24 protein-coding genes are annotated in these 25,803 nt (G+C 42.3%); 18 read left to right on the top strand and 6 right to left on the bottom strand.

Translation table 11 applies throughout. The features are described from left to right. Positions 1-11: 11 nt before the first annotated feature. Together B3Q63_RS06975 and B3Q63_RS06970 are read right to left on the bottom strand one after the other, a co-directional pair. A complete protein-coding gene (locus B3Q63_RS06975; protein WP_296175228.1) occupies positions 12-632 on the bottom strand; it encodes an L-threonylcarbamoyladenylate synthase in 621 nt (206 codons plus the stop codon). A 283-nt stretch (positions 633-915) separates the two neighbouring features. Then, positions 916-1,659 carry an elongation factor P hydroxylase gene (locus tag B3Q63_RS06970; protein WP_296175225.1) on the bottom strand — a complete coding sequence of 248 codons (744 nt, stop codon included), beginning with the start codon at positions 1,657-1,659 and terminating at the stop codon, positions 916-918. A 251-nt stretch (positions 1,660-1,910) separates the two neighbouring features. On the opposite strand from B3Q63_RS06970, the gene B3Q63_RS06965 reads away from it, so the two are divergent. The 6 genes from B3Q63_RS06965 (at position 1,911) to lysM (ending at position 6,614) form a co-directional block, all read left to right on the top strand. Further along, positions 1,911-2,504, top strand: coding sequence for a YceD family protein (locus tag B3Q63_RS06965; protein ID WP_296175222.1), 594 nt, complete (start codon positions 1,911-1,913; stop codon positions 2,502-2,504). Positions 2,505-2,832: 328 nt separating this feature from the next. After that, positions 2,833-3,015, top strand: a complete 183-nt coding sequence (gene rpmF, locus B3Q63_RS06960) for a 50S ribosomal protein L32 (protein ID WP_079691010.1) — start codon at positions 2,833-2,835, stop codon at positions 3,013-3,015. 397 nt (positions 3,016-3,412) lie between these two features. Further along, positions 3,413-4,381 (top strand): ACP S-malonyltransferase, encoded by a 969-nt coding sequence (fabD, locus tag B3Q63_RS06955; RefSeq protein WP_296175217.1) that lies wholly within the window; start codon positions 3,413-3,415, stop codon positions 4,379-4,381. Then, positions 4,372-5,106, top strand: a complete 735-nt coding sequence (gene fabG, locus B3Q63_RS06950; protein WP_265088596.1) for a 3-oxoacyl-ACP reductase FabG — start codon at positions 4,372-4,374, stop codon at positions 5,104-5,106. The genes fabD and fabG overlap by 10 nt, the downstream gene beginning before the upstream one ends. A 283-nt stretch (positions 5,107-5,389) precedes the next feature. Next, a complete protein-coding gene (gene acpP / locus B3Q63_RS06945) occupies positions 5,390-5,626 on the top strand; it encodes an acyl carrier protein (RefSeq protein WP_025652201.1) in 237 nt (78 codons plus the stop codon). 478 nt (positions 5,627-6,104) lie between these two features. Beyond that, entirely contained in the window at positions 6,105-6,614 is a 510-nt protein-coding gene (gene lysM, locus B3Q63_RS06940) for a peptidoglycan-binding protein LysM (RefSeq protein WP_201562638.1), read from the top strand. Positions 6,615-6,734: 120 nt separating this feature from the next. Here lysM and queG read toward each other — a convergent pair whose 3' ends face one another. Then, a complete protein-coding gene (queG, locus tag B3Q63_RS06935; protein WP_296175211.1) occupies positions 6,735-7,976 on the bottom strand; it encodes a tRNA epoxyqueuosine(34) reductase QueG in 1,242 nt (413 codons plus the stop codon). Between the two features lie 193 nt (positions 7,977-8,169). Here queG and B3Q63_RS06930 point away from each other — a divergent pair, with 193 nt between their 5' ends. Further along, complete coding sequence (locus B3Q63_RS06930; protein ID WP_296175208.1) at positions 8,170-9,963, top strand: NAD(P)H-hydrate dehydratase; 1,794 nt, start codon at positions 8,170-8,172, stop codon at positions 9,961-9,963. Positions 9,964-10,033: 70 nt separating this feature from the next. Here B3Q63_RS06930 and B3Q63_RS06925 read toward each other — a convergent pair whose 3' ends face one another. Then, positions 10,034-10,534 (bottom strand): DUF4124 domain-containing protein, encoded by a 501-nt coding sequence (locus tag B3Q63_RS06925; protein ID WP_201562632.1) that lies wholly within the window; start codon positions 10,532-10,534, stop codon positions 10,034-10,036. Between the two features lie 849 nt (positions 10,535-11,383). Here B3Q63_RS06925 and B3Q63_RS06920 point away from each other — a divergent pair. The 8 genes from B3Q63_RS06920 (at position 11,384) to B3Q63_RS06885 (ending at position 20,385) form a co-directional block, all read left to right on the top strand. After that, positions 11,384-13,216 carry an acetolactate synthase 3 large subunit gene (locus B3Q63_RS06920; protein WP_201562782.1) on the top strand — a complete coding sequence of 611 codons (1,833 nt, stop codon included), beginning with the start codon at positions 11,384-11,386 and terminating at the stop codon, positions 13,214-13,216. After that, positions 13,216-13,713: an acetolactate synthase small subunit gene (gene ilvN, locus B3Q63_RS06915; RefSeq protein ID WP_183621152.1), complete on the top strand. Its 498-nt coding sequence runs from the start codon at positions 13,216-13,218 to the stop codon at positions 13,711-13,713. Before B3Q63_RS06920 ends, ilvN begins: the two co-directional genes overlap by 1 nt. Before the next feature lie 163 nt (positions 13,714-13,876). Then, positions 13,877-14,893, top strand: coding sequence for a ketol-acid reductoisomerase (ilvC, locus tag B3Q63_RS06910; RefSeq protein ID WP_201562628.1), 1,017 nt, complete (start codon positions 13,877-13,879; stop codon positions 14,891-14,893). Between the two features lie 260 nt (positions 14,894-15,153). Beyond that, the gene (locus B3Q63_RS06905; RefSeq protein ID WP_201619956.1) at positions 15,154-15,579 is read left to right on the top strand and encodes a hypothetical protein; all 426 of its coding nucleotides are present in this window, start codon (positions 15,154-15,156) and stop codon (positions 15,577-15,579) included. A gap of 368 nt (positions 15,580-15,947) precedes the next feature. Then, entirely contained in the window at positions 15,948-16,160 is a 213-nt protein-coding gene (locus tag B3Q63_RS06900) for a cold-shock protein (RefSeq protein WP_057758834.1), read from the top strand. An 847-nt stretch (positions 16,161-17,007) separates the two neighbouring features. After that, on the top strand, positions 17,008-17,757 hold the full coding sequence (locus B3Q63_RS06895) for an electron transfer flavoprotein subunit beta/FixA family protein (protein ID WP_201562624.1): 750 nt from the start codon (positions 17,008-17,010) through the stop codon (positions 17,755-17,757). A gap of 155 nt (positions 17,758-17,912) precedes the next feature. Then, entirely contained in the window at positions 17,913-18,845 is a 933-nt protein-coding gene (locus B3Q63_RS06890; protein ID WP_281490288.1) for an electron transfer flavoprotein subunit alpha/FixB family protein, read from the top strand. Between the two features lie 331 nt (positions 18,846-19,176). Continuing rightward, entirely contained in the window at positions 19,177-20,385 is a 1,209-nt protein-coding gene (locus B3Q63_RS06885; RefSeq protein WP_296175198.1) for a cupin-like domain-containing protein, read from the top strand. A gap of 112 nt (positions 20,386-20,497) precedes the next feature. Here the strand turns inward: B3Q63_RS06885 and B3Q63_RS06880 are convergent, their stop codons facing one another. Both B3Q63_RS06880 and B3Q63_RS06875 read right to left on the bottom strand, forming a co-directional pair. Next, on the bottom strand, positions 20,498-21,292 hold the full coding sequence (locus tag B3Q63_RS06880) for a TrmH family RNA methyltransferase (protein ID WP_296175196.1): 795 nt from the start codon (positions 21,290-21,292) through the stop codon (positions 20,498-20,500). A gap of 114 nt (positions 21,293-21,406) precedes the next feature. Beyond that, positions 21,407-22,390 carry a class 1 fructose-bisphosphatase gene (locus B3Q63_RS06875; RefSeq protein ID WP_296175193.1) on the bottom strand — a complete coding sequence of 328 codons (984 nt, stop codon included), beginning with the start codon at positions 22,388-22,390 and terminating at the stop codon, positions 21,407-21,409. Positions 22,391-22,818: 428 nt separating this feature from the next. Between B3Q63_RS06875 and B3Q63_RS06870 the strand changes: the two genes are divergently transcribed. Genes B3Q63_RS06870 through B3Q63_RS06860 form a run of 3 tightly spaced genes read left to right on the top strand, consistent with a single transcriptional unit; the run spans position 22,819 to position 25,714 of the window. Further along, positions 22,819-23,892 (top strand): aspartate carbamoyltransferase catalytic subunit, encoded by a 1,074-nt coding sequence (locus B3Q63_RS06870; protein ID WP_201619961.1) that lies wholly within the window; start codon positions 22,819-22,821, stop codon positions 23,890-23,892. Between the two features lie 60 nt (positions 23,893-23,952). After that, positions 23,953-25,164 carry a dihydroorotase gene (locus B3Q63_RS06865; protein WP_414706322.1) on the top strand — a complete coding sequence of 404 codons (1,212 nt, stop codon included), beginning with the start codon at positions 23,953-23,955 and terminating at the stop codon, positions 25,162-25,164. Continuing rightward, positions 25,157-25,714, top strand: coding sequence for a DUF2127 domain-containing protein (locus B3Q63_RS06860; RefSeq protein ID WP_296175190.1), 558 nt, complete (start codon positions 25,157-25,159; stop codon positions 25,712-25,714). Before B3Q63_RS06865 ends, B3Q63_RS06860 begins: the two co-directional genes overlap by 8 nt. Positions 25,715-25,803 lie beyond the last annotated feature (89 nt).

The raw sequence follows: 25,803 nt of genomic DNA, 5'->3' as shown, positions 1-25,803 counted from the left end.
AAAGGTTTTATCTATAACAATAGCGAGCTGACATCAGCCGCACCTTGTCTAATAACCTCGGGCTGACCACTAGTCATATCAATAATGGTAGTTAGCTTAGTGGTTTTAATACCGGCATTTATCAAACCATCTATTTGATGACCCAGTAAGTCTTCGATCTCAAAGGGATCGTCCAATATATCATCACGGTTTGGTAGTATTAAGGAGCTGGTCAGAATAGGTTCGTCCATGGCTTTTAACAGTGCCTGCGCAATAGGGTTGCTCGGTACTCGAATGCCGATGGTTTTTTTCTTAGGATGCGCCAATTTCTTAGGCACATCTTTGGTAGCGTTTAAAATGAACGTAATCGGTGCTGGTGTATGGGCTTTTAGCTGTTTAAATTGCACATTGTCTACGCTTGCATAATTGGCAATTTCACTCAAGTCGCGACATAGCAGCGTAAATTGATGCTTATCATCAAGCGCGCGTATTTGCTTGAGTTTTTCTAGCGCATCTTTGGCACCTAGCCGGCAACCAAACGCATAACTGGTATCGGTAGGGTAGATAAGCAGCTGATCACTGCGTAATAAATCCGCCGCTTGTTCAATAAGTCGCGGCTGTGGATTCTCTGGATGAATGTAGAATACTTGCATAATCATTCCTTGTTTTATAATTATAGATTATTTGATAGGGGGTTTTTAATATAAAAATTTAATCCATCATGATTGAATCGAACAATTTTAATATCACACTTTTTTCTGACTAACTATGCTAATAAACTATTAATTATAGAAAAAATTAAAACTACCTATCCAGTATAGCGCAAAGCAAATATAAGTTTATTGGCACGGCGTTACTATGAGTAGGGAAACGTTAACGCTATAAAATGGATTATTTTTGATAAGTAGCAAATATGAGGTGAGCAGTATTGTGCAACTAAGCAGCGCTACAGATAGTCAATAATGCCTGCAATAACGTTTTGGCATCACGCGGTAGCGTATGAGGCTCAGCAATATAGGCTTTGGCTTGTTGATAGACATCATAAGCAAAGGTGCTGGTGCTGGTATCAAAGTCTGCAAATAGATTGTCCTGTGATACTTGAAAATTACGCCCGCAAGCCAAGCTAAACAAACACTCCAGTGCCTGTGGTTTAATCTCTACACGCTCAAATGCCTGCTGCTGCGCTGCTGTGCGTCCATCAGGCGCATACCAGTAGCCAAAGTCGCTCAAGCTCCTACGCTCACTACCAGTGAGGCTCCAGTGACTACATTCATGCAATGCACTTTGAAAGAAACCATGGGCAAATTCAATACGTGCTGGCTGATTGTTTTTGGCAGGAAAATACTCTGGTTCGCCTGCGCCGCGTACTAAGATAACCTGCTGCTCCGCAAACAAGGTATTGAATAAACTTATCAGCCAATCAGTCGCTGCTTCTTCATTTTTATCATTAGAGATATTTGCACTTTGTGCATCTATGATTGGCTTGTCAGGAAAGGGTTTTGTATGTTGAGCATGGATAATCTGCTGCCATTGTTCTGACAGAGCGTCTAACTGCGGCTTTACTTTGACCCTATCATTGGGTTTTTTATTGTCCAATGCCTGAAGACGTTTTAGTAAACGTTTGGCGTCAGGCGCAGAAAGTAAGTGAGAAAAATCAGGATCAACCACAGGCGATATCATATTAAAATAGTAACCAAGTAAGAGATTTATGGCGCTTTATACAGGCACAATAGAGTCACGCGGATAAAACAAAGCAAGAGGCAAACCTTTTGCGAAAATTAGTGTACAACAATTAGCATCAAAACCAGTGCTATAACTATTACTAAAGTTAGTGCCAAAAAATCTTAACATACTAGCGCTAGCGCTAATCCATGCTTTCCGTTAGTATGGCAGGCAATATTATACACCGTTTTTGATGAATGAGGCCGCGCATGTCAAGCACCCCAATAAACAAGCCCTCAGCGCTTCAGGCTGATAAAGCATCAGCCCCTACGTCAGCGAATCTGCCAGAACATATCTCCTTAAGTAAATGGGAAGACAGTGGTTTTGAATGGGTAGGGCAAGTCGCACCGCGCTCTTTTGAGCGTCTTAATGCCTTACTGACGACCGAGCATCTACAGTCAGACCTTCAGATCAAAGCCAATCTTTATCGCCGTAATAATGTTTTGCATCTCTCTTTTACCTTAACCGGTGAGATATGGTTAACTTGCCAGCGTTGTTTGCAACCGATTGCGATTGATTTGACCGATGATTATGATATCGCATTGCTCGATAATGAAAGCCAAGTACGCTTGGTCGGTGAAGAGCAGGATTATTTATTGCTTGATGAAATTATCACTGAGCCGGCTCCTGAGCGTTTATTACCGCTTAAAAAACTGGTCGAAGATGAGATTTTATTGAAAACACCGATGGCACCAAAGCATGATGATTGCGAGATGAGTGTTGAGCAGTTTGGTGAGATACCAGAAGAAGAAGAAAATGAAAATCCTTTTGCGGCCTTAGCTTCGTTAAAAGGTAAGTTGTAGTCGTATAATTTCCAGTATGGGCAAAATTAATAGCAGCTTTATACCTTTTATCAGCTTTCTGCAGAAGAGTGGAAAGCAGGGCTTTATTAATTCGCGAAACATGCGTATAATGTCCCGTTTATTGCATTCTAGCAACCTGCCGCTGGCAGAGAGAAGCTGACCTTGCAAACGAACTATAGATTTTAGACGTAGTCAGCACTTTAATACGTGTGGCAATCTATTTAACTAATGATGCGTAAGACTTAGGTTGTTGTGATTATATAGCCTCTGTCAGTATCGATTAAAGCTGAATTTCAAGCTTATCCCTTTTAAGTATAGGAGCTATATCATGGCTGTTCAAAAAAGTCGTAAAAGTCGTTCTCGTCGTGACATGCGCCGTTCACATCATCGTATGGAAATCGCTGAGTTAAGCATCGACGCCACCACTGGTGAAAAGCATCGCCGTCATCACATGACTAAAGATGGTTTCTATCGTGGTCGCCAGTTGTTTAAAGTTAGTCAAGACGCTTAAGTTATTTGCTAATTGATGGTTGATGCAAAATGATGATAGTTCCGATAACTATCTATGATTTTACACAGTTATTATTGGGCAAGCAGTTTGAGCAAACGAAAGCCAAGTTATTTCGCTATCATATATTATGTAGCTAGATAACTTGGCTTTTTGTTATTCGTTTTTTAACAGTAATTCATTTTAAGCAGTAAATATTATAAATAAACCGTTTTACGCCATTGGCTTGTTGGCAGCTATGCTAATTGCCTGCGTCAGTGTATAGTTTAACCACCGTTAGCTGTCTTAAAGGAATAATGATAGCCATCACTTTATATCATAAATCTTCTAATTATTTTCTAATTCTATAATGCACCCCATTAATTTAGGGGTATTTCCAATTAAATAAGGAATATTGGTTATGGCCTCTGTACCCGATATGATAAAGAAACAACCCACTCGCATCGCAGTCATTTTCCCAGGACAAGGCTCGCAAGTCGTCGGAATGCTGAGTGAGCTTGCTGAAACCTATCCTGAGATTCGTGATACCTTTGCTGAGGCGAGTACGGCGCTTGGTGAAGATTTATGGGAAATTTGTCAGGACGAAGACAAGCTCAATCAAACCCAATACACTCAGCCGGCTTTATTGACTGCTAGTATCGCTGTTTGGCGCATTTTACAACAAAAAATAAAAGACAAGCCTTGTTACCTAGCGGGTCATTCTTTAGGGGAATATAGCGCCCTTTGTGCGGCTGGTGTGATAACGCTTGCTGATGCCGTCAAGCTGGTGCATAAACGTGGCCAATTGATGCAAGAGGCGGTGGTTGGTATTGATACCGCAATGGCAGCCGTACTAGGTCTAGAAGACCACCGGGTTGAGAACTTGTGTGAACAAGCCACCGAGCATGTTGATGATGCCATCGTCGGGGCAGCAAACTTTAACAGTCCCGGACAAGTGGTGGTTTCAGGTAATGCCGCAGGCGTCAACGCCGTCATTGATAAAGTCCAAAATACTGGCAAAAAAGCCATTCCATTAAAGGTCAGTGTGCCATCGCATTGTGCCCTTATGGAACCTGCAAGCAGTGCCTTGGCAGAAGAGTTAGCGGCTATTCAGTTTGATCAAGCGACTATTCCTGTGATTCAAAACCGTCATGCACGGGTCGAAACCAGTGCCACGGGCATCAAGCAGGCATTGACCGAGCAGTTAAGCGAACCTGTCCTATGGTCAAAAACCATGCAAGAGCTGGCGGATAAACAAATTAATATTTTAATCGAGTGTGGCAGTGGTAATGTCCTGAGCAATTTGGCCAAGCGTCAAGCGCATCCTATTGCCAGTTATCCTACCGACAAGCCCGCCCGTCTAGATAAGTTAATGGAGGTATTATCATGAGCCGTACGATTACATTAGTGACCGGTGCTAGCCGCGGTATTGGCAAAGCCGTTGCCAAACGTTTTGCCAAAGAAGGCCATTTTGTCATTGGCACAGCGACCACAGAAAAAGGCGCGGCACTTATTGATGATTATTTACACGATAGCGGCGGTATTGGTCGAGTATTAGACGTACGTGATACCGCGCAGATTGATAAGCTGTTTGAAGAGATTGAAAGCGTCTATGGCGCGGTACAAGTATTGGTCAATAACGCCGGTATTACCCAAGATGGCTTATTGATGCGCATGAAAGATGAAGATTGGGACAATGTGCTTGATACCAATTTAACCTCAGTTTATCGTATGAGTAAACGTGCGGTACGCGGTATGATGAAAGCGCGCCGTGGTCGTATCATCAATATCACCTCTGTCGTCGCCCAAATGGGCAATGCGGGCCAATCTAACTATGCTGCGACCAAAGCTGGTGTAGAAGGTTTTAGCCGTACGCTGGCGCGCGAGATTGGCTCAAGACAGGTGACCATTAACTGTGTCGCTCCAGGTTTGATTGAAACAGACATGACCGATGAGCTCGATGAGCGCTTACTCAATTCAATGCTCGATGCGGTGCCGATTAGCCGTCTTGGTCAGCCAGAAGATATCGCCGCGGCGGTCTCATTCTTAGCGAGTGATGAAGCCAGCTATATCACCGGTGCGATTATTCCAGTTAATGGTGGCATGTATATGTAGCATTAGAATTTATTATTCTAATTAAGCGTTACATACTTATAATAAAAAACTGTGTGAACGAGTGTAAACTATAATAAAGGGTGCTATAATGACGGATACTTTTTTGTCAAAGCCCTGTATGATAGCAAGGCTTTACCAGACATTAGTCAAAACGTATAATTGGTTATAGTGCACTCAGACAGCCATATTAATCTGAACATCCCATTTTATATATAATGCTATAGTGCCCAATACGGGACTATAGCAATTTGTCAAAATAATAGATCAAAAAGGAGAAATCTACATGAGTAATGATACCGAGCTAAGAGTTAAAGCTGCAGTAGCAGAACAATTGGGTATGAATGTTGAAGACATCAACAACGATGCATCATTTATGGAAGACTTAGGCGCTGATTCATTAGACCTAGTTGAATTGGTTATGTCATTTGAAAGCGATTTTGGCATCACTATTCCTGATGAAGATTCAGCAGAACTAACCACAGTTCAAAAAGCAATTGATTACGTGCAAGCGCAGCTATAATTAGCTATTAGCTTAAACCGTTTGATATGACCGTTTATCTTGATAGATAAGCGGTTTTTTTTGCTTATTTTTTCTTGCCTATTTTTTATAGATATCGTCTAGCTATAGTAGAATTACTTTAAAATCGATACAGTGCGACTGGGATGAATTTTTCGTAGCCTCTGTGATAACAGCAAGCAAGGAAAATTTATACCAGTCGCACATAGCTATAACGTATCGCTTTTATTTTGAACTGACTATATCTATCATTGTCTTTCTTAATTTGCCGTAATAGCTTTTATACATTATTCGTTACCATTAACGATTACGTTAACATAAGCTACGCCAAATCAACATTACTCAACATACTATTACTATTCATCGCTGATGCCTTTGCTTATACTCATAATGGTAAACAAAAAAGGGTGGTAACCGCTAGGCGTTATCATCGTAAAAATAACCATGCATAATAATTAATAATATTTTAAGGAGCAGTTATATGGGTATGTTCAGTTTTGCAAAAGATATCGGTGATAAAATCTTTAACCGTGATGATGCCAAGCATGACGCTAAAGCAGAAACCAAAGCGGATGCCAACACCCCAGTACAAAGCAGTGAGCCATCAGCTCAGTCAGTTGCCAATATTTTACTGCGTCGTATTCAGCAACAAAACCTGAATATCAGCGATTTAAAAATCAAATACAACGGCTCAACCGATACTGCTGAAATCAGTGGTAAAGCGAAAACGCAAGCAGACCGTGAAAAAGCCATTATTGCTATCGGTAACGTGCAAAACGTTGCTAAAGTCATCGATAATATCGATATCGAAGAAGATGCGCCTGAATCTACTATGTATACGGTAAAATCTGGTGATAGCTTATCTAAAATTGCAAAAGACGTTTATGGTTCAGCGAACGATTATATGAAAATCTTCGAAGCCAATAAGCCAATGCTTTCTGAGCCAGATAAGATTTATCCTGGTCAAGTATTACGTATCCCTAAGCCATAAGATGATTTTGAATATTAAAATATAGACTTTTAAACATAAATATTTAAAGTTACATGCTAATAAAAATGCCTCTTACTAAAATAAGAGGCATTTTTTTGTTTGGTATATTTGCTATAGAAGTTATGGCTTAAAGCTTTCTAACTTTTCCTGCTGCTCTTTGATAGCCCAAGTAATATGCTCATCGAGCATGGCATTATGGATGCCCAGTTTTTGCTGAAGTTGAAAGGTTATTTCTGCGCTACCATCCGCATTGCCAAGAGCAATGGCAATATTACGTAAAAAATTCACATAACCCGTGCGTCTCAGTGGGCTACCTTCGGTCTTCTTCATAAACTCTGCTTCCTGCCATTGCCATAGCTCAAGTAAACTGCTGCTATCAAGATTGTGCCTCGGCGCAAAGTCCTCTACCGATGTCAGGTTGGCGTAGCGATTCCACGGGCAAATAAGCTGACAGTCATCGCAGCCAAAGATACGATTACCAATGGCGCGGCGATATTTGGTGTCTATAATGCCATCGTGCTCAATGGTGAGATAAGAGATACAGGCAGAGGCATTAAGCTCGTAGGGCGCGATAATCGCTTGGGTAGGGCAGATGTCGATACAAGCGCTGCAGCTGCCACAATGCTCATTAACCGGCTCATCATCGGGCAGCTCGAGGCTCATAAACAGCTCACCCAGTACAAAAAATGAGCCAGCTTGTTTGTTGATGAGTAGGGTATGTTTGCCCGTCCAACCAAGACCTGCTGCGTCGGCAATAGGGCGCTCAAAGATAGGAGCAGAATCACTAAAAGGTCTAAAAATAAAATCTTGCTCTGAGCCGATATTAAGATGCTGCCATTCAGGAAGCATGGCTCCGATTTTTAATGCCAATTGCTTAAGGCGACTACGCATTGTCTTATGATAATCGCGACCTCGAGCATAACGGGCGATGATACCTTGATTGGGATAAGCGTTATCAGTGACCGCTCGCGGTGTGGGAGTTTGGGTTAAGTAATCCATGCGTACGCTGATGATGGTTTTGGCGCCTTCTACCAGCTGTTCGGGATGGGCACGCAAGTGATGGTTATTATGCATAAACTGCAATTGCCCCTCATAACCCTTAGCTAGCCATTGCTGTAGTCGCTCAGTCTGCTGAACAAATAAAGGATGATGCACCGATAAAAAACCACAGTCAGCAAAGCCTAGAGCTTGGGCTTGGGCTTTAATCCATTGCTTGACCTCAGCTGGCGTTGCAAAGGTTGGCGCATTATTAACATCAATTTTTGTTTGTCGTACATGATTGGACGTAGTCGTCTGCGCTGCTAACGTCTGTGTGTTTGGCTGTATTAACTGAGACTGAGTAGGTTTGGATTTGCTATTCATAGTGAGCTATAAATGATAATGTGAATAGCTGTATGATAAGCCAGTGAGCTAAGAGCGCAAGTAGCAAAATAAATAAATCTGGATTTATACTGATATCTAATCGAACCTAACATTTGAATAAGCTCATAGGGATGATACGTCATCCTATTATTAAAATAACAAAGCTATTAAATAAAATAAGCGAGAATCAACCATGCCAGTACCAGTCAATTTATTAGCAAATAGCACTATGCCTATTGCGCTGTATAACAGTGAACAACTTTATGCCATGGAGCAGGCATGGTTTACAGACGGTCATGATAGTTTTGGACTGATGAAACAAGCGGCATGGCAAATGGCGCAGTATATTGCAGCGTTTTATGAGCAAAAATCCCTAAATATTCATGAATCAGATAATATTGATTTTTACCGTCGTCCTGCTTATTCGCATCGAGTCAGCATTTGGGTGGGCAAGGGGAATAACGGTGGCGACGGTTGGCTGATTGCTTATTATTTGCAGCAAATGGGCTGGCAAGTAGAGGTCATAGCCGTTGGTTTTGATAGTCATGAGTTTGAGATAGCTAATACAACGCAACATCTTAACGAGAAAAAAGCGCTATCTGATGCACAAAAAGCGCTAAAAATAGCGTTGTCTGCTAACTGCCCCTATCAGTGCTTTGAAGACAGTAATTATAATGACAATAACAATAACAATAACAATGAGAAAGTAAATAAGCAGTGGCAAGCGGATGTTTATATCGATGCGCTATTCGGTATTGGTTTAGATCGTGCGCCTACAGATATTTATAAGCAGGCAATTTGCGCTTTTAATGCTGCTATTCAGGATGATAGTGCTTTGGCGATTGCGGTTGATATTCCCAGCGGATTGGTTGCTTCTACGGGTCAAGTATTCGACCAAATAGCGGTGCAGGCTGATGCGACGCTATGCTTAATTGCGCGTAAATTTGGTTTGCATACTAAAGATGGTATGGATTATAGCGGAGAAGTGATGGATATACCGCTGATACCGTATCAAATGGATAGTGAGGCATTTAAGCCAGTTGCCAAATTAATGACGACTGCGCATGCTTTAAATCCTCGTCGACAAAATAGCTATAAAGGCAGTTATGGACATGTATTAATCATCGGTGGTAATCGTATTGATGGCTCCCAAGGGATGGGCGGTGCCGCTATCCTTTCGGCCTCGAGTGCGATGGCAACAGGGGCTGGTAAAATTACTGTCGCCTGTCACGAGGCATTTCATGGGGCGCTATTAACCTCACTGCCAGATGCAATGACGATGAATTTACATGATACCGATGGGGTAAAGAACCTTATCAAGGAAGGCAGTGTGGTTGCTATCGGCATGGGGCTGGGTCGTGATGAAAAGGCAAAAGCAGTGTTTATCACTTATATTGAAGCTGCGATAAGAGAAGGTAAGCCGATAATCATTGATGCGGATGGTCTGTATCATCTGGCAGCATTACATCTCGATAAGCATCAATTAATCACACAGCTAAAAGAGCATAGCGCTAAGCATCAGGTTTGTTTCACCCCGCATAGTGGTGAAGCCGCTAAGTTATTAAATAAAAAGATTAGTGAGCTAGAAGCTGATAGGTTAGCAGCGATAAAAAAGTGTGCCGAAAACTATGGAGGAGATTGGGTACTAAAAGGCGCAGGGTCGTTGATTTTGGAACAGGATAAAGCAGAGCATCATGTTTATGTTTGCGGGGTCGGTAATGCTGGCATGGCAAGCGCTGGCATGGGCGATGTGTTATCAGGTGTGATTGCAGGTCTACTAGCTCAAGAAGATTTAAACGAAGCAGCGCGTAGTTTGCACCAAGCGGTTCTTCTTCATGGATTGGCAGGAGACTGCTTAGTCAAACAAACGGAGAAATTAAACAGTATGACCAATAATGATAGGTCATTATTGGTCGGTCAACGAGGCTTACAAGCGCAAGATATGCCCGCTGCTATTCGTCATGTTATGCAACTGCTGACTGAATAATTAATAACTCAGTCATTATTGATAAGCGTTAAATAGAGCGTCATTAAAATTCTTGAAAAAATAATTAAAACTAGGTTTTAGCCCCATTACAATATTGGTTGATGGCTTGCTGTACGCGCTCACGCTTTAGCTCAATTTCACGGCCATCTAAATATTGACGCTTACCATTGGCATCCATCTCATAAATACGTCCGCCAACATTGAGGTTGGTCAAATTGTTACGTAATGACTGGCAACGCTGGGCATTGGCCTGCGCCTCTTGCTCTTTGATACGCGCTTCTAACTGCGCCACCCGCTGTTCTTCTGCGCTTTGCGGTGCCGCTTGGTTGGCTTCAGTTTTACCAGCTAATTGCCCAGCGTTACTTTGTCTACCGTCACTGCGAAATTCGATCACTTCGATATTTCTACCATCTTGCGGGGCATGTTGGCTGTATTTCACCTCACCATGCGCGCCGATAGACTTATAAACCTGAATGGCATGACTGGCATTGATTGGTAGCATGAGCATACACGCCGTGCTGATACTCATAAGCAGTTTGGCAGCGGTATTTATCGTAGACGCATATGCCATGGTAACAATCCTCTTAATAGGTAAAAAACGGATATATTTATCAGTTAAGGATAATATTTAAACGTCTTAATAACAATATAAATACATTAGCGTTTGATTCTAGCAAATAATACTTATAAATGTACATTATTTAATAACTAATAGTTAGGGTTAGGGTTTAGAAGTTTTTCTTGACAATGGTGCCCAAACCACCGAATATAATAGCAGTTGATTGGTCAGTGAGCGGCTTTTATGATATTGCCGTGGCACTTGAAAATAAGGACTAGCGGTTGCTTATCAGCAGCTTGCTTAGCTTTATTTTCTTTGTGACAAGAATATAAAATAGATGGTCATTATCGCAATGGTTATCAGATGCTATATTTATTGTCTCCGGACTTATCCGTCTACAATGACTAAGATAAACTTATTATTAGTGTGTTTGCTAAGATTTGGCTGTAGTAAAAATAGGGCATAATGTGTGGTTATAACATTTACTCATCAAACAGGTTATAAGATTTAGAAATCCTATAACGTGTCACCATTTTGAGATTTGTTTTTTCATGCGCTATCGATTTATTTATTTATTACTAGCGTAAGCTCGTATTCATCACAAATAATAAGCTTCTTTTATAGATGCATTCGCATCTTGTCACTTGTCTATCGATAAACTCCTGTCACAATACTGACCTTACATATATTGCTGTGTTTGAGTGGCTTGCTGTCTTATAAAACAGCGTTACTTAGATATGGTGGGCACACATTCTTGATATGGACAAGGATTCGTATTTATTTTAAGAGCCAGACAACCCTATGTAAATATCGTGGTTTTCTCTTATAAATAAACGCCAATACTTGCCACAAAAAAAGGTGATGACAGTGACGCAAACCACGCAAAGTCCAAATATGACTGGACATACCCAAACGGGTAATGCCGCCAAAAATTTTGAAGAGAAGCAACAACGCCTTGCTGAAGGTAGCGATCAGCCTGTGATGCTATCTGGCGCTGAGATGTTGGTGCAATCACTCACCGATGAAGGGGTCAAATACATTTTTGGCTACCCAGGCGGTGCTGTTCTGCATATTTATGATGCCTTGTTTCAACAAGAGAATATCGAGCATATTTTAGTACGTCATGAGCAAGCAGCCGGTCATATGGCAGATGCTTATTCGCGAGTCACAGGGCAGACAGGGGTGGTCTTAGCGACTTCAGGTCCGGGCGCTACCAACACGGTGACGGCTATTGCCACCGCCTTTATGGATTCTGTGCCGATGGTGGTCATCGCAGGTCAGGTACCTAGTAGCCTAATCGGTGAAGATGCCTTCCAAGAAACTGATATGGTTGGTGTATCGCGTCCTATCGTAAAGCATAGCTTTCAAGTGCGCCATGCTAGCGAAATCCCTATGATTGTCAAAAAAGCCTTTTATATTGCCCAGTCTGGACGCCCCGGTCCTGTGGTCATCGATGTGCCAAAAGACATGACCGCGCCTAGCGAAAAATTTGCTTATGAATATCCGAAAGAGGTATTTATACGCTCATATCAGCCGTCATTAAAAGGTCATAGTGGTCAGATTAAAAAAGCGGTTGAAACGCTGCTTGCTGCTAAGCGCCCGATCATTTACTCTGGTGGCGGTGTTGTTTTAGGTAATGCACATAAAGAGCTGACTCATCTTGCGCATCGCTTGAATTTACCAGTAACCAATACCCTAATGGGCTTGGGTGCCTTTCCTGGCTCTGATAGTCAGTTCTTAGGAATGCTTGGTATGCATGGCACGTATGAAGCCAACATGACCATGCATCATGCTGACGTCATTTTGGCAATTGGTGCGCGTTTTGATGATCGCGTAACCAATAATGTCAAAAAATTCTGTCCGAATGCGACGATTATTCATATTGATATTGATCCTACGTCTATTTCAAAAACGATTAATGCGCATATTCCGATCGTGGGCGATGTCAAATCTGTCCTTACCGATATCATAGAGATTGTCGGTGATGATAAAGAGCTAGAACAACATGCATTGTTAGATTGGTGGTCACAGATTAACGAGTGGCGTAAGCGCCATGGCCTGCGTTATGACACCAGCACTGACAATGGCATTAAGCCACAAGCGGTCGTGCAAGCTTTAGATAAAGTGACTAATAGTAACGCGATTATCACCAGTGACGTCGGTCAGCATCAGATGTTTGCGGCGCTTTACTATACCTACAATGAGCCGCGTCAATGGCTAAACTCAGGTGGTCTTGGTACCATGGGCGTTGGCCTGCCATACGCAATGGCGGCGAAGCTTGCTAACCCTGAGCGCGACGTGGTTTGTATTACCGGTGAAGGCTCTATTCAGATGAATATCCAAGAGCTCTCAACCTGCCTACAGTATAATTTACCAGTTAAAATCTTAAACCTGAATAACGCCCAGTTAGGTATGGTAAAACAGTGGCAAGACATGCTGTATGAAGGCCGTCATGCACAGTCTTATATGAATTCACTACCGGATTTTGTCAAATTGGCCGAAAGCTATGGTCACGTCGGTATTAAGATTACTGATCCTGCGACTATGGAAGCACAGTTGGCGGAAGCCATGGCCATGACAGATAAATTGGTATTTATCGACGTTTATGTCGATCGTAACGAGCATGTGTATCCGATGCAAATCGCTGGGCAAGCGATGCGTGATATGTGGTTAACAAAAGGGGAGCGTACCTAATGCAACAACAACATCTCATTTCGGTATTGATGGAAAACGAAGCGGGTTCGTTGTCGCGAGTGGTTGGTTTGTTCTCTCAACGTGGCTACAACATCGAAACTTTGAACGTTGCGCCAACAGACGATCCGAGTATTTCTCGCTTAACGTTAACCACTATTACGTCACCTGAAAAAATTGAACAAATCACCAAGCAATTGCATAAATTGATTGAAGTGGTTAAAGTGCTTAATCTATCAGATAATGTACACGTTGAACGCGAGCTTATGCTAATCAAAGTACGAGCGACAGGCGGTGTACGTGAAGAGATTAAACGCAGTGCCGATATTTTCCGCGCACAAATCGTTGATGTAAATTCAAACCTTTATACCATTCAAATCGTCGGTGACAAAGCTAAGCTTGACGGCTTTATCGATGTGATTGGCCGCGAACGTATCATGGAAGTCGTGCGTTCGGGTGTGATTGGTATTGCACGCGGCGAAAAAACGCTAAGCTTATAATCAGCGTTTATTGCAAAATATACGGTTTTAAGCTTGGTATTTTAAACTTATTTATTCGACACTTAACATAGCGCTTATATAGCAAATCACTTTACGACAGTGACTGTAATCTAGGCGTTTATTTATCCATGGCCCGCCATGATTGAGGAAAAGGACTCTACTTATGAACGTTTATTATGACAAAGACTGTGATCTATCGATTATCCAAGGCAAAAAAGTTGCTATTATCGGTTACGGTTCACAAGGCCATGCACACGCACTTAACCTACAAGATTCAGACGTCGATGTGACCGTTGGTCTACGTGCCAACTCTGGCTCATGGAAAAAAGCGGAAAACGCTGGTCTAAAAGTTGCGGAAGTAGAAGAAGCGGTAAAAGCTGCTGACGTAATCATGATTTTGACACCTGATGAGTTCCAAAAAGAGCTCTATCAAAATGAGATTGAACCAAATATCAAAGAAGGTGCAACATTGGCTTTCGCTCATGGTTTTGCGATTCATTACAACCAAGTCGTTCCACGTAGCGATCTTGACGTTATTATGGTTGCGCCTAAAGCACCAGGCCATACTGTACGCTCAGAATTTACCAAAGGCGGCGGTATTCCAGATTTGATCGCTATCTACCAAGATGCATCAGGTCAAGCTAAGCAGTTAGCCTTGTCTTATGCTGCTGGTGTTGGTGGTGGTCGTTCAGGTATCATCGAAACCACGTTTAAAGATGAAACTGAAACTGACTTATTTGGTGAGCAAGCGGTTCTTTGTGGCGGCGCTGTTGAGCTAGTTAAAATGGGCTTTGAAACCCTAACAGAAGCAGGCTACGCACCAGAAATGGCTTACTTTGAGTGCTTACATGAGCTAAAGCTTATCGTAGACCTCATGTATGAAGGCGGCATCGCTGACATGAACTACTCAATCAGTAACAACGCTGAATACGGCGAATATGTGACTGGTCCTGAAGTCATCAATGAGCAATCACGTGAAGCCATGCGTAATGCGCTAAAACGCATCCAATCTGGCGAATACGCAAAAATGTTCATCAGTGAAGGCGCAACCAACTATCCATCAATGACGGCACGTCGTCGTAACAACGCTGAGCATCAAATTGAAGTGACTGGTGCTAAATTGCGCGGCATGATGCCTTGGATTGGCGGCAACAAAATCATCGATAAAGACAAAAACTAATTTGCTGGTGAGCGATTAGGTAATTAATCGCTCATCTAGAATTTAAAACCCGTGTTATCACTTGATGGCACGGGTTTTTTAATGGCTATTATTTCAATAAGCTAAGTAAGGTTTTCATGTCAATTGCTTTAATATTGGTTGAAAACACAGCATCTCTGCCTCATATAGACAGCCTTCATCATTTTTATCAATGACTTTGTCTTACTTAAAGCGTTATTTCATGTCGCTTCTTATTTTTTCTTGATTACAGGTTGTCTGTTGTGCAAATACCAAATCCTAACTGGCTAACGCCGCAATTCGCATATATTACTCTGAGCGCTATCGTGGCTGTTTTGATATGGATAGAAGGGGAGATGCTCAAAAGCAATCAGGGTAAGCTGCCAAAGTCCAAATTTTTCCAAATCAGCTCCTTGATTGATACCGCTTGGTTTTTTGTCTCGACAGTCGCCTTATATGTTATCGATCTAGCGCCATTAGCGCTTGCAGTTCCGGTCGCTTATAGTATCTATACCATCTATGGCTGGATATACGGCACACGGCTACTCAAACGTAAAGGCATACCCGATTCACCGAAAGACTTGGTGGTTCCAGCTAAGTACATCGCTTATAGCCAATCGTTTTCCTTGATATTTTTTGCGCTATGTCTACTGGTATTATCGTCACCATGGCTACCGTTACCGCAATAGATATCGAGTTAAATAGTTAATTTATTAATTTTATCATTAAGAAAAACGTGATGAGTATTCGTTATAGTTTGCTAAATAACGACAAATAGTTATGAAAATCAATACTTTAGCTAGGATGGCGTCATCCTAGCCATTCCCTTTACATAAGAAGTGGATTGTTTACAAAAAAAAGTAATTTAACCTGTTGCAGTTGAGAAAAGCTGTTATAATCAGCTTGTACTCAAAGGATTTGAGGCGAGGACAGATAGTATATCTTCTAGATATATCAAGGGTTTAAGCCGACGCATTCAGCAGAAAATACTTGAGTATATATCAATTAATCGGTGATGACACACGTCTCGCCAACAGTTAAAGAGTTAGGAAAATTTATGTCAGATAAAGTTGAAGGCACTGTAAAGTGGTTTAATGAAGCTAAAGGTTTTGGTTTTATCGCTCAAGACAATGGCGGACAAGACGTATTCGCTCACTACAGCGCTATCCAAGGTAACGGTTTCAAAACTCTAGCCGAAGGCCAAAAAGTGTCTTTCATCTTAGGTGATGGCAAAAAAGGCCCACAAGCTGAGCAAATCGAAGCTATCTAATCTTACTAATTATTAAGTTATACTGATTTATCAGTTTACTTAATAGCAAAAGATTATTAATAAGCATTGATTCCTTTGTTTGTTAAAACAATAAAAATACTGTTTAGACTTTAAAAAAAAGCAACCTCTCATCAGGTTGCTTTTTTTATGTAATTTTTCTAAGAAAATAGACTACATATTTAATATCACTAAGCTTGTTCTCATTGATTTTAAATAGAATATAGGCGATCCGCTGTAAAATGAACACAGAGCTACTGGTATTAATTTTGCGCAGCCTCTGTCTGCGTAGGCACAGCAAGCAAGGAAAATGAATACCAGTAGCGCATTATAATACTTGTACTTATTTTATTTAGGACTGACTATAGTAGGTTTTAAATGTAATAGAAGCTTAAATCAAGGGATGGTTATCCAGGAATTGATTCGTAAAGCATAGAAAGCGTGATAAATATTGTACTGCTTAAGGCTTTTAATAAGATAAATGGTTCATTTATGCGCTTATAGACGCTTTTTGCAACAGTGGTGACAAATTTATGACGCATTATTCACGGCGTTGTCTTGACCTTAGCACTGTGCTCACGCAAGATAGATGGGTCTGATAATTACGGTTGGCTTAGCTTTAACAGGTTTTAATATTTTACTTTTAAATTTTGATTATTGGTAAAAAGCAAGTATTATGCCAAGACACTTTTGGTGATTGGCTTATGAGTGTTTAGTTAAAATTTCTGTTACTGTAGTAATAACCTTTAGTGGTATTTTGAACGACGATTTGAACAACAGTTTGAAAAAGATGAACCTCTGGTTCTTAACTGGCAATTTTTAATTCATAACATTAATAAACGAGGAACGTATGAAAGCATTAGTAGCGGTCAAGCGTGTCATTGATTACAACGTAAAAGTTCGTGTAAAAGCTGATAATTCTGGCGTAGATTTATCTAACACTAAAATGTCAATCAACCCTTTTGATGAAATTGCTGTTGAAGAAGCGGTTCGTCTAAAAGAGGCGGGCGTGATTGATGAAATCATTGTGGCATCAATTGGTCCAAAAGAGTCACAAGAGCAGATTCGTGCAGCTTTAGCATTGGGTGCTGACCGTGGTGTCTTGGTAGTGACTGACGCAAAACCTTATCCACTACAAATCGCTAAAATCCTAAAAAGTATCGCAGAGGCTGAATCTACCGATATTATCCTGTTGGGTAAACAAGCTATTGATGATGACAATAACCAAACTGGTCAGATGCTAGCGGCATTGATGGGTATTGGTCAGGGTACGTTTGCGTCAGAAGTGAAAGTTGACGGCGGTAAAGTAAATGTCACTCGTGAAATCGACGGTGGTTTACAGACCCTAGCGCTTGACCTACCAGCGGTTATTACCACGGACTTACGTTTGAATGAGCCACGTTATGCTAAATTGCCTAACATCATGAAAGCGAAGAAAAAGCCACTTGATGAGAAAACGCCTGCTGATTTCGGTGTTGATATGGCATCTAAGCAAGAAATTATCAAAGTCGTGCCACCTGCTGAGCGTAAAGCTGGTATCAAAGTGGGTTCAGTTGACGAGTTGGTCGATAAGCTAAGAAATGAAGCAAAAGTTATTTAATTGTTAATACTTTGCTACGGCATATCCTGTGCAACGTTATGAGGTCTGAGCAGTTTAATATTTAAGCTATTTGATATTTAAGCTAAATGGATAAATAACGCTGTACATAAACAACCGCATGAATAGATGATACGAATAAATAAAGGACAAAAACAATGGCAATTTTGGTATATGCAGAACATGACAATGCCAGTCTAAAAAAGGCAACTTTAAACACTATCGCTGCTGCTAAACAAATGGGCGATGATGTCCATGTATTAGTCGCGGGTAGTGGCGCACAAGCGGCAGCTGATGAAGCCGCTAAAGCCGCAGGCGTGACTAAAGTATTATTAGCAGACAATGCCGCTTATGAGCATCAGTTGGCTGGTAACGTTGCGCTATTGGTTGCTGATATTGCTGGTGATTATAGCCATATCCTTGCACCTGCTACCACCACTGGTAAGAACTTTATGCCACGTGTGGCAGCTTTACTTGACGTGAGCATGTTGTCAGAAATCTCAGCTGTAGTAGACGCGCAAACGTTTGAGCGTCCTATCTATGCAGGTAACGCCACGGCAACGGTTAAAACCACAGAAGATAAAGTCGTCATGACAGTACGTACGACAGCGTTTGACCCAGTAGCAAGTGAAGGTGGTTCAGCGACTGTTGAAACTATCGACAACGTGCAAGAAACTGGTAAAGCAAGCTTTGTTAATGAAGAGATGGCCAAGTCTGACCGTCCTGAATTAACTTCAGCAGGCATCGTGGTTTCTGGTGGTCGTGCCTTAGCAAATGGTGAAAACTTCACTAAATACATTGAGCCATTAGCTGACAAGCTTGGCGCTGCTGTTGGTGCATCACGTGCTGCTGTTGACGCAGGCTATGTACCAAACGATATGCAGGTTGGTCAAACGGGTAAAATCGTGGCTCCGCAGCTTTATATCGCGGCTGGTATCTCAGGCGCTATTCAGCATTTGGCTGGTATGAAAGATTCTAAAGTCATCGTTGCTATTAACAATGACCCAGAAGCGCCTATCGCTAGCGTTGCTGATTACTTCTTAGAAGCTGATTTGTTTGAAGCGTTACCTGAGCTGACTAGCAAGATTTAGTTCTTAACGGTTTAGTGCTTTATATCGCTTAATCTATGATAGTTTTGAAGGCCTTCGGTTCAATGAATCGGAGGCTTTTTTTATGTGAAAATTCAAATCCTCATAACGGTCTATACTTCGACAGTTAATTTTGATTTTATTAGCCTATCCACTATGATAGACTAAAATTTAGTCTATTAATTTAGCAGGATTTTGGACAAATAGCTTTATCATAGCGCCCGCGGGCTAAGTGATAGTCAGGTGATTGTTATGAATATATTCTCGTGAGAGGCTACTCATAACTGGATGCTATAGACCAATGAATTAGTACATAAGGGATTAGGAGATACTAATGAGTGCAGGATTAAACGCGGCAGTACGCTTACCTCAAGAATGGCATGAGTGGGTCGCGACGAATATAATACGCGGTGTCCAAACAGAGACAATCATTGAGACATTAAAGAGCAATAGCTTTTCAGATGCTCAGATCAAAGCCGCTCTCAATGATGAGTTAGAGCCAGTGGCGAATGACAGCAAGCAACCCATTCGTAGGCTGCCGAATAATTGGAAAGAATGGGTCGCTACTAATCTACTTGAGGGAACGAGTAAAAGCAGTATCGCGAATGTATTGGTGCAGCAGGGATTTAGTGAGGCGGAGATTGCCCTAGAGGTACAGACGGCTTTAAAAAGTCCCTATTTGCGAGCGGGTATAAAGGCTGCCAAAACGCTAAAAAAGCGAGAATGGCTACTTGAAACCTGTGATCACTTGGCTAGATTGGATGCCGGTTACAACCAACAGCTTGATGTCATTGATACGCCAGCGTTTGAAACCTTTATTAGAGATTATTATAGTAAGCACAAGCCTGTGGTACTTAAAAAAGGCATTGATCATTGGCCTGCTCTTAAAAAGTGGAGTCCACAATACTTTGCTGAGGTTTTAGGGGATGCAGAAATTGAGGTGCAGTTCGATCGCGAAAATGATGCGCTTTTTGAGCGGCATTCTGATAAGTATCGCAAATCGATGCTGATGTCTGAATTTGTCAATATGATAGAAAATGACGGCGAAAGTAATAACTATTATATGACTGCGAATAACACGCAACAAAACGTTGAAGCCATCAGATCAGCACTTGATGATATAGGGGATTTTGGTGAAGGCTACCGCCAGCTTTTAGACAGTGATGCAGCCTTTAGTACGTATTTTTGGATGGGACCCAAAGGTACTTTTACGCCGCTACATCATGATTTGACTAACAATATGTTGGTTCAAGTGTATGGCTCTAAAAAGGTTACTTTGATTCCAGCTTGGCAAGTGCCTTGGCTCTATAACGATTTGCACGTGTATAGTGAAGTAGATTTTCCCAATTTTGATTTGAAAAAACATCCATTGATGCAGCATGTGACCCCAGTTGAAGTTACTATTGATGCAGGCGATGCGTTATTTATTCCTATTGGGTGGTGGCATTGCGTAGAAGGGCTGGATAAATCTATTAGCATCAGCTTCACCAACTTTAATGCACCAAATAACTATGCTGAAAGCTTTAAAAAAGCGCAGAGTTAAGAGGCAGGATTAAAAAACCAAGCTTACTCTTAAACTAAAAATGACTGATAACGCAAAATAGTGCTATCAGTCATTTTTTAATAAGTGCTTATCGATATATCCAACACTAATGCTAAGTGTATTTTCTCTGGCGCAGCGTCTCATATAAGCATAATGAGCCAGCAATGGCGACATTAAGACTTTCTTGCCCATTAGGCTGCGGTAGAGCGATAGGGGTGGCGCACTGCATCAGCTCATCACATACGCCTTGGCCTTCATGTCCCATAATCCAAGCAATAGGTTGCTTTAAGTCGTGTTGATAAATGACGGTATCAGTATGTGAGCTGGTCGCAAATAGCGGTGTTTGCACATAATCCAAAATATCTTGCACACTTAGATCTTCATAAATGGTTAGGGCAAACTGTGCGCCCATACCTGCTCTGAGCGTCTTTGGTGACCATGCTTGCGCGGTACCACTGGTACATAGGATATTGCGTATGCCAACTGCGGCGGCAGTGCGCAACAGCGTGCCAACATTACCGTTATCTTGTACATCATTAAGAATAAGACAATCGTCACTAATGGCCGCTAAGCTGGGCGTTGGTATAGTAATCAGCGCCATAATGTCGATGCCCGTACCTAAACTACGAATACTCTCATACAGTACATCGGACAAAGTCAAAATAGGTGTGTAGGTTGGCAGTCGCGTTAAAATCTGCTGAACTTCAGGATGCTGATGCGCTGAGTCTGCAAGGAGTATTTGCACGAACGGATAATCGCTACGCAGCGCCGCATCGATTAGATGCACACCCTCAATGACGGTTTGACCTTGCTTCTTGCGTTGGCGCGCTTGCGTTAATAACCCTTTGACAAGCTTGACGGTCGTATTTTTATCTGAGGTAATAAGCTCGGTGGGATTTGCTACCATAATGGATCGCTTAGAAAAAATAAAAAGTTTAAACCGTCATTATAAGGACTATCAATATAAGGTATATCGCTTATATCGCTTTATAATGACGGTTAGCAGATTGGCGCGGCTGAATTATTTATCAGTATAATTTACATGTAAACTCTTAACATACTCGACTTCATTTCTGCTACCGAGTACCACAGGAACACGTTGGTGAATATCGGTTGGTGCTATATCCAAGATACGATTGACTGCGTCGGTAGCAGCGCCGCCAGCACGCTCAATCAACAAGCTCATCGGATTGGCTTCATACATAAGGCGTAGCTTGCCCGCTTTATTGGCATCTTTAGTATCAAAAGGATAAGTGAAAAGCCCACCGCGACATAAAATACGATGCACATCACCGACCATCGCCGCTACCCAGCGGGTATTAAAATCGCGGCCACGAACACCAGTTTTGCCAGCAATGAGTTCGTCGATATATTGTTGCATCGGCGCGCGCCAGTAACGATAGTTTGAAGCATTGATAGCGTATTCGCTGGTATCAGCATCGATGGTGACATTTTCTTCTATCAGCACATAGTCATTGGTATCAGGGTCTAAGCTAAACATCACAACATTATCAGTGATAGTCAGCGCTAATACCGTAGAGGTGCCATATAGCAAATAACCGGCGGCTAGCTGTTGGTTGCCCGCTTGTAAGAAGTCGCTATTTTCACTGATTTGACCTTGGCGTTGGTACGGTAGGATAGAGAAGATAGTACCGACGGCCATATTAATATCGATATTTGATGAACCATCAAGCGGGTCGAACAATACCAATAAACTGCCATCGGCATTGGCAGGGGTGGCATCGTCGAGCTCTTCTGAAGCGACGCCAGCACAATGGCTGTTTTTTGCCAAAGCGTCTAATAATAAATCATTAGCCAACACATCGAGTTTTTTCTGCTCTTCACCTTGGACGTTTTGATTGCCCGCTTCACCTAAGATATCTGCAAGCGCCCCTTTTCTTAATAACTGTGAGATGGTCTTACCAACATCAGTCACGGTAGTAATCACGTCATTGAGTGCAGGGTTGCTGGCATGAGCGTTTAGATAGTTTGCTAAGGTTGTCATAATGCTTCCTGATAAAGGCTATTGAAATGAATATTGTTTAAAATAAAGGCTGGTAAATTTAAAGAACAAATGAGCGTTTGAGAAATATTTTAGCTCGTACTTAATGCCCTTAAATCTGGTAAATTCTTAAATACCCCACACGGCATCTTTGTCCTGACCACAAAATCAGCTACACTAGCGCTATTATTATTTATTTATCGTTTGGATAAGCGGATTTTAATGATGGTTATGACAGGTCTATGGCTATTACCCAAGAAGATGACAAATGCTGTTTTTTGCGGCGTTATGTCTATCACTGCCACTGGGGTAAATTGTAGCAAATAAGTGCCAAAATGTCCTTGTCTCTGTGCTTATCGACCATAAATCGCCAAAAAATGCATAAATGATGCTTAGCAAATCATATAAACCAACAATAAAGACCTGCCATTATGTCAAATTCTATCGATAGTCGCTCAACCCAGACCGTCTCGCCAACGGATTACGCTAAATTCGACCCTGATACCATTCATCAAAAGCTTAATAGCTCGTTAAGTCTTCCGCAGCTTAATAACGATGGCAGTATTCGCCATTTCTTAGGGGTAGAAGGGCTTAATAAGGCGCAGTTGCAGGCAATTATTGCCAAAGCTGAGACGTTTTTTGATGAAAATGGGCAGCTGATTAACCGTCCTGAGCTCGAAGGCTATACGGTGATGAATTTATTTTTTGAACCGTCAACGCGTACCCGTACAACCTTTGAAGTCGCTGAAAAGCGCCTTGGTGCCAATGTGCTAAACATCGATATCGAACGCTCTAGTACCAAAAAAGGCGAAAGCTTGCGCGATACGCTGTGGAATCTACAAGCCATGACGGCAGATATTTTTGTGGTACGGCATTCAGCGTCAGGCGCGGCCCATTTTATGGCAACCGAAGTAACGCCGGATATTGCTATTATCAATGGCGGTGATGGCTGGCATGCGCATCCAACCCAAGGGATGCTCGATATGCTGACCATTCACCGTGAAGCGCCGCGCCCATTTGAAGAATTATCAGTGGCTATCGTTGGTGATATTAAGCATTCACGGGTCGCACGCTCTGATATCAGTGCGCTACAAACGTTAGGCGTTAAAGACATTCGCGTCTGCGCGCCGCGTACCTTGTTACCTAAAGGTATTGAGCGTTTTGGCGTACAAGTGTATGAAAATATGAATGACTGTGTCACGGACTGTGATGTCATTATGGGGTTAAGAATACAAAATGAGCGTATCGGCTCGCCACTGCTGGCGTCATCGAGTGAATATTATAAACACTATGGTATTACACCAGAGCGGCTGGCGCTGGCTAAACCTGACGCCTTGGTGATGCACCCAGGGCCGATGAACCGCGGTGTTGAGATTGCCTCAAGCGTCGCCGATGGAGCGCAGTCTGTGATTTTAAAGCAGGTAAATAACGGTATCGCTATTCGTATGGCGGTCTTGTCACTGGCAATGGAAGGTCAGCGCGCCCATCAAGCCGCAAGTAAATAATCCGCTGCCACGCTGTTTTATATTTATTTATCCCATTTTATTGATACGGTAATAACGCTCATGACCACTATGTTAAATACGGATGCACCGATAATTAACCATCTTCCTCAAGCATTTAAAGACTCACTACCAAGCGGGGCAACAGACAAATTAGCTGCAGTTGCAGCGGGCGGTGAAATGTGGCTACTGCCTCCTTTGGTTGATTTGTGCGCGCGCCTACGTGAACCGGGACAACAACAACACGGTACGTTAGAATCAGAAGGGCGCGCTGCCCGTGGCAATGGTTTTTTGCATGTGGTGATTCCGCCTGATACCAATCCTATTTTAGAAAACGGCTCGCTGTTAAAAGGCTTGCGTGAGCGGGCGCTTGGTGATGGCGGTATTTATTTGCATATTTTAGGTGCGTTGACCGCAGGCTTAGAAGGCGAGCGCCCATCAAATATCGCTGGGCTTAAAAAGGGCGGCTGTATCGCGGTATCTAATGCGCGTCGACCTTTTCGCAATGACTTAGTATTACTGCGTACCTTGGAATATGCGGCTACTTTTAATATGAAAGTATTCTTTTATCCTGATGAGCCAAGTTTGTCTGGTGATGGGGTGGCGCATGAAGGTTATATCGCGTCATATCATGGTCTGCAAGGGATTCCTTGGATTGCGGAAACGGTCGCTTTATCGACGCAGCTGTTAATGGTGGAAGAAACGGGTATTGCCGCACATTTTAGCCAGTTATCTTGTAAGTCTTCGATTGAGCTGATGCGTTGGGCAAAAGACAAAGGTCTACCCGTGACTTGTGATGTGGCGATGCATCAGCTGTACTTAACCGATGATAATTTAAAAGGCTTTAATGCCCAAGCTTATGTGCTACCACCGCTGCGCAGTAATACCGATCAGCAAGCCATTCGCCGCGGGCTAACAGATGGCACCATTGATGCGATTTGCAGCCATCATGAGCCGCTAAATAGTACCGCTAAAAAAGCACCATTTGCTGAGAGTACGCCCGGTATCTCAAACTTTGATACCTTTATGGCGCTGGCATGTCAGTTGGTACGTGATGAAGTACTAACGCTTGAGCTGCTGGTCGATAAAATATGCCTTAATCCAGCAAAAATTGCTGGTATTAGCGAGCAGTATGAAAGTATCGGCGGCGCAGTATTGGTCGACCCCAATCTCGAGTGGCAATTGACCACGGAATCCATGCTGTCAAATGGTAAAAATACGCCATTCTTTAATCAGCAGTTGCAAGGCCGCGTTGTGGAGACTTTCTTTGGCTAACTTGCCCCGACAGGATGATAATCTGCAACCATCCTCGAAGGATAACGACCGAAATTTAACCAGCCAGCAGCATAAACCGCACAGTCGTGCTAGTACCTCTAGCGAATCTATTAAAGCAGTCGCAATATATGAGGTGGTCAAAGGCGTCGGTGCGCTATTAGGGGCGGGGGCTTTATGGTCATGGCATACTGACCTTGAGCATTGGCTTACGACAGCGACCGCTTCTTGGCAACAGAGCTTTGGACAGCTACTGGCACCGCAAGTTGATAGTGCGGTACGCATTGCTCAGCAGGCAAGCAAAAATTGGCCAGTATTCTTATTGTTGATTTTCGCTTATGCCAGTCTGCGCTTTCTTGAAGCTTATGGTTTATGGCAAGACAGAACGTGGGCGTATTGGTTTGGGGTATTAGGCTACGGGATATTTATTCCTATCGAGCTTTATTATCTGTTTGCTAGCCCATTTGACTGGTTTAAACTTGCCATCTTAGGATCGAATATTATTATTGTGATCGTGGTTTATCGTAATATGAAGCGCAAAGGTTTGATATAACTAGGCTGCTATAAAAATAGATAAACGGGTTCAATAGACCTAAAAAAGCCAGTATAAGCGATGATACTTATACTGGCTTTTATTTTACT

The organism is Psychrobacter sp. UBA2769 (assembly GCF_002352555.1).
Lineage (GTDB): Bacteria > Pseudomonadota > Gammaproteobacteria > Pseudomonadales > Moraxellaceae > Psychrobacter > Psychrobacter maritimus.
This window is presented reverse-complemented; position numbering and strand designations above follow the sequence as displayed.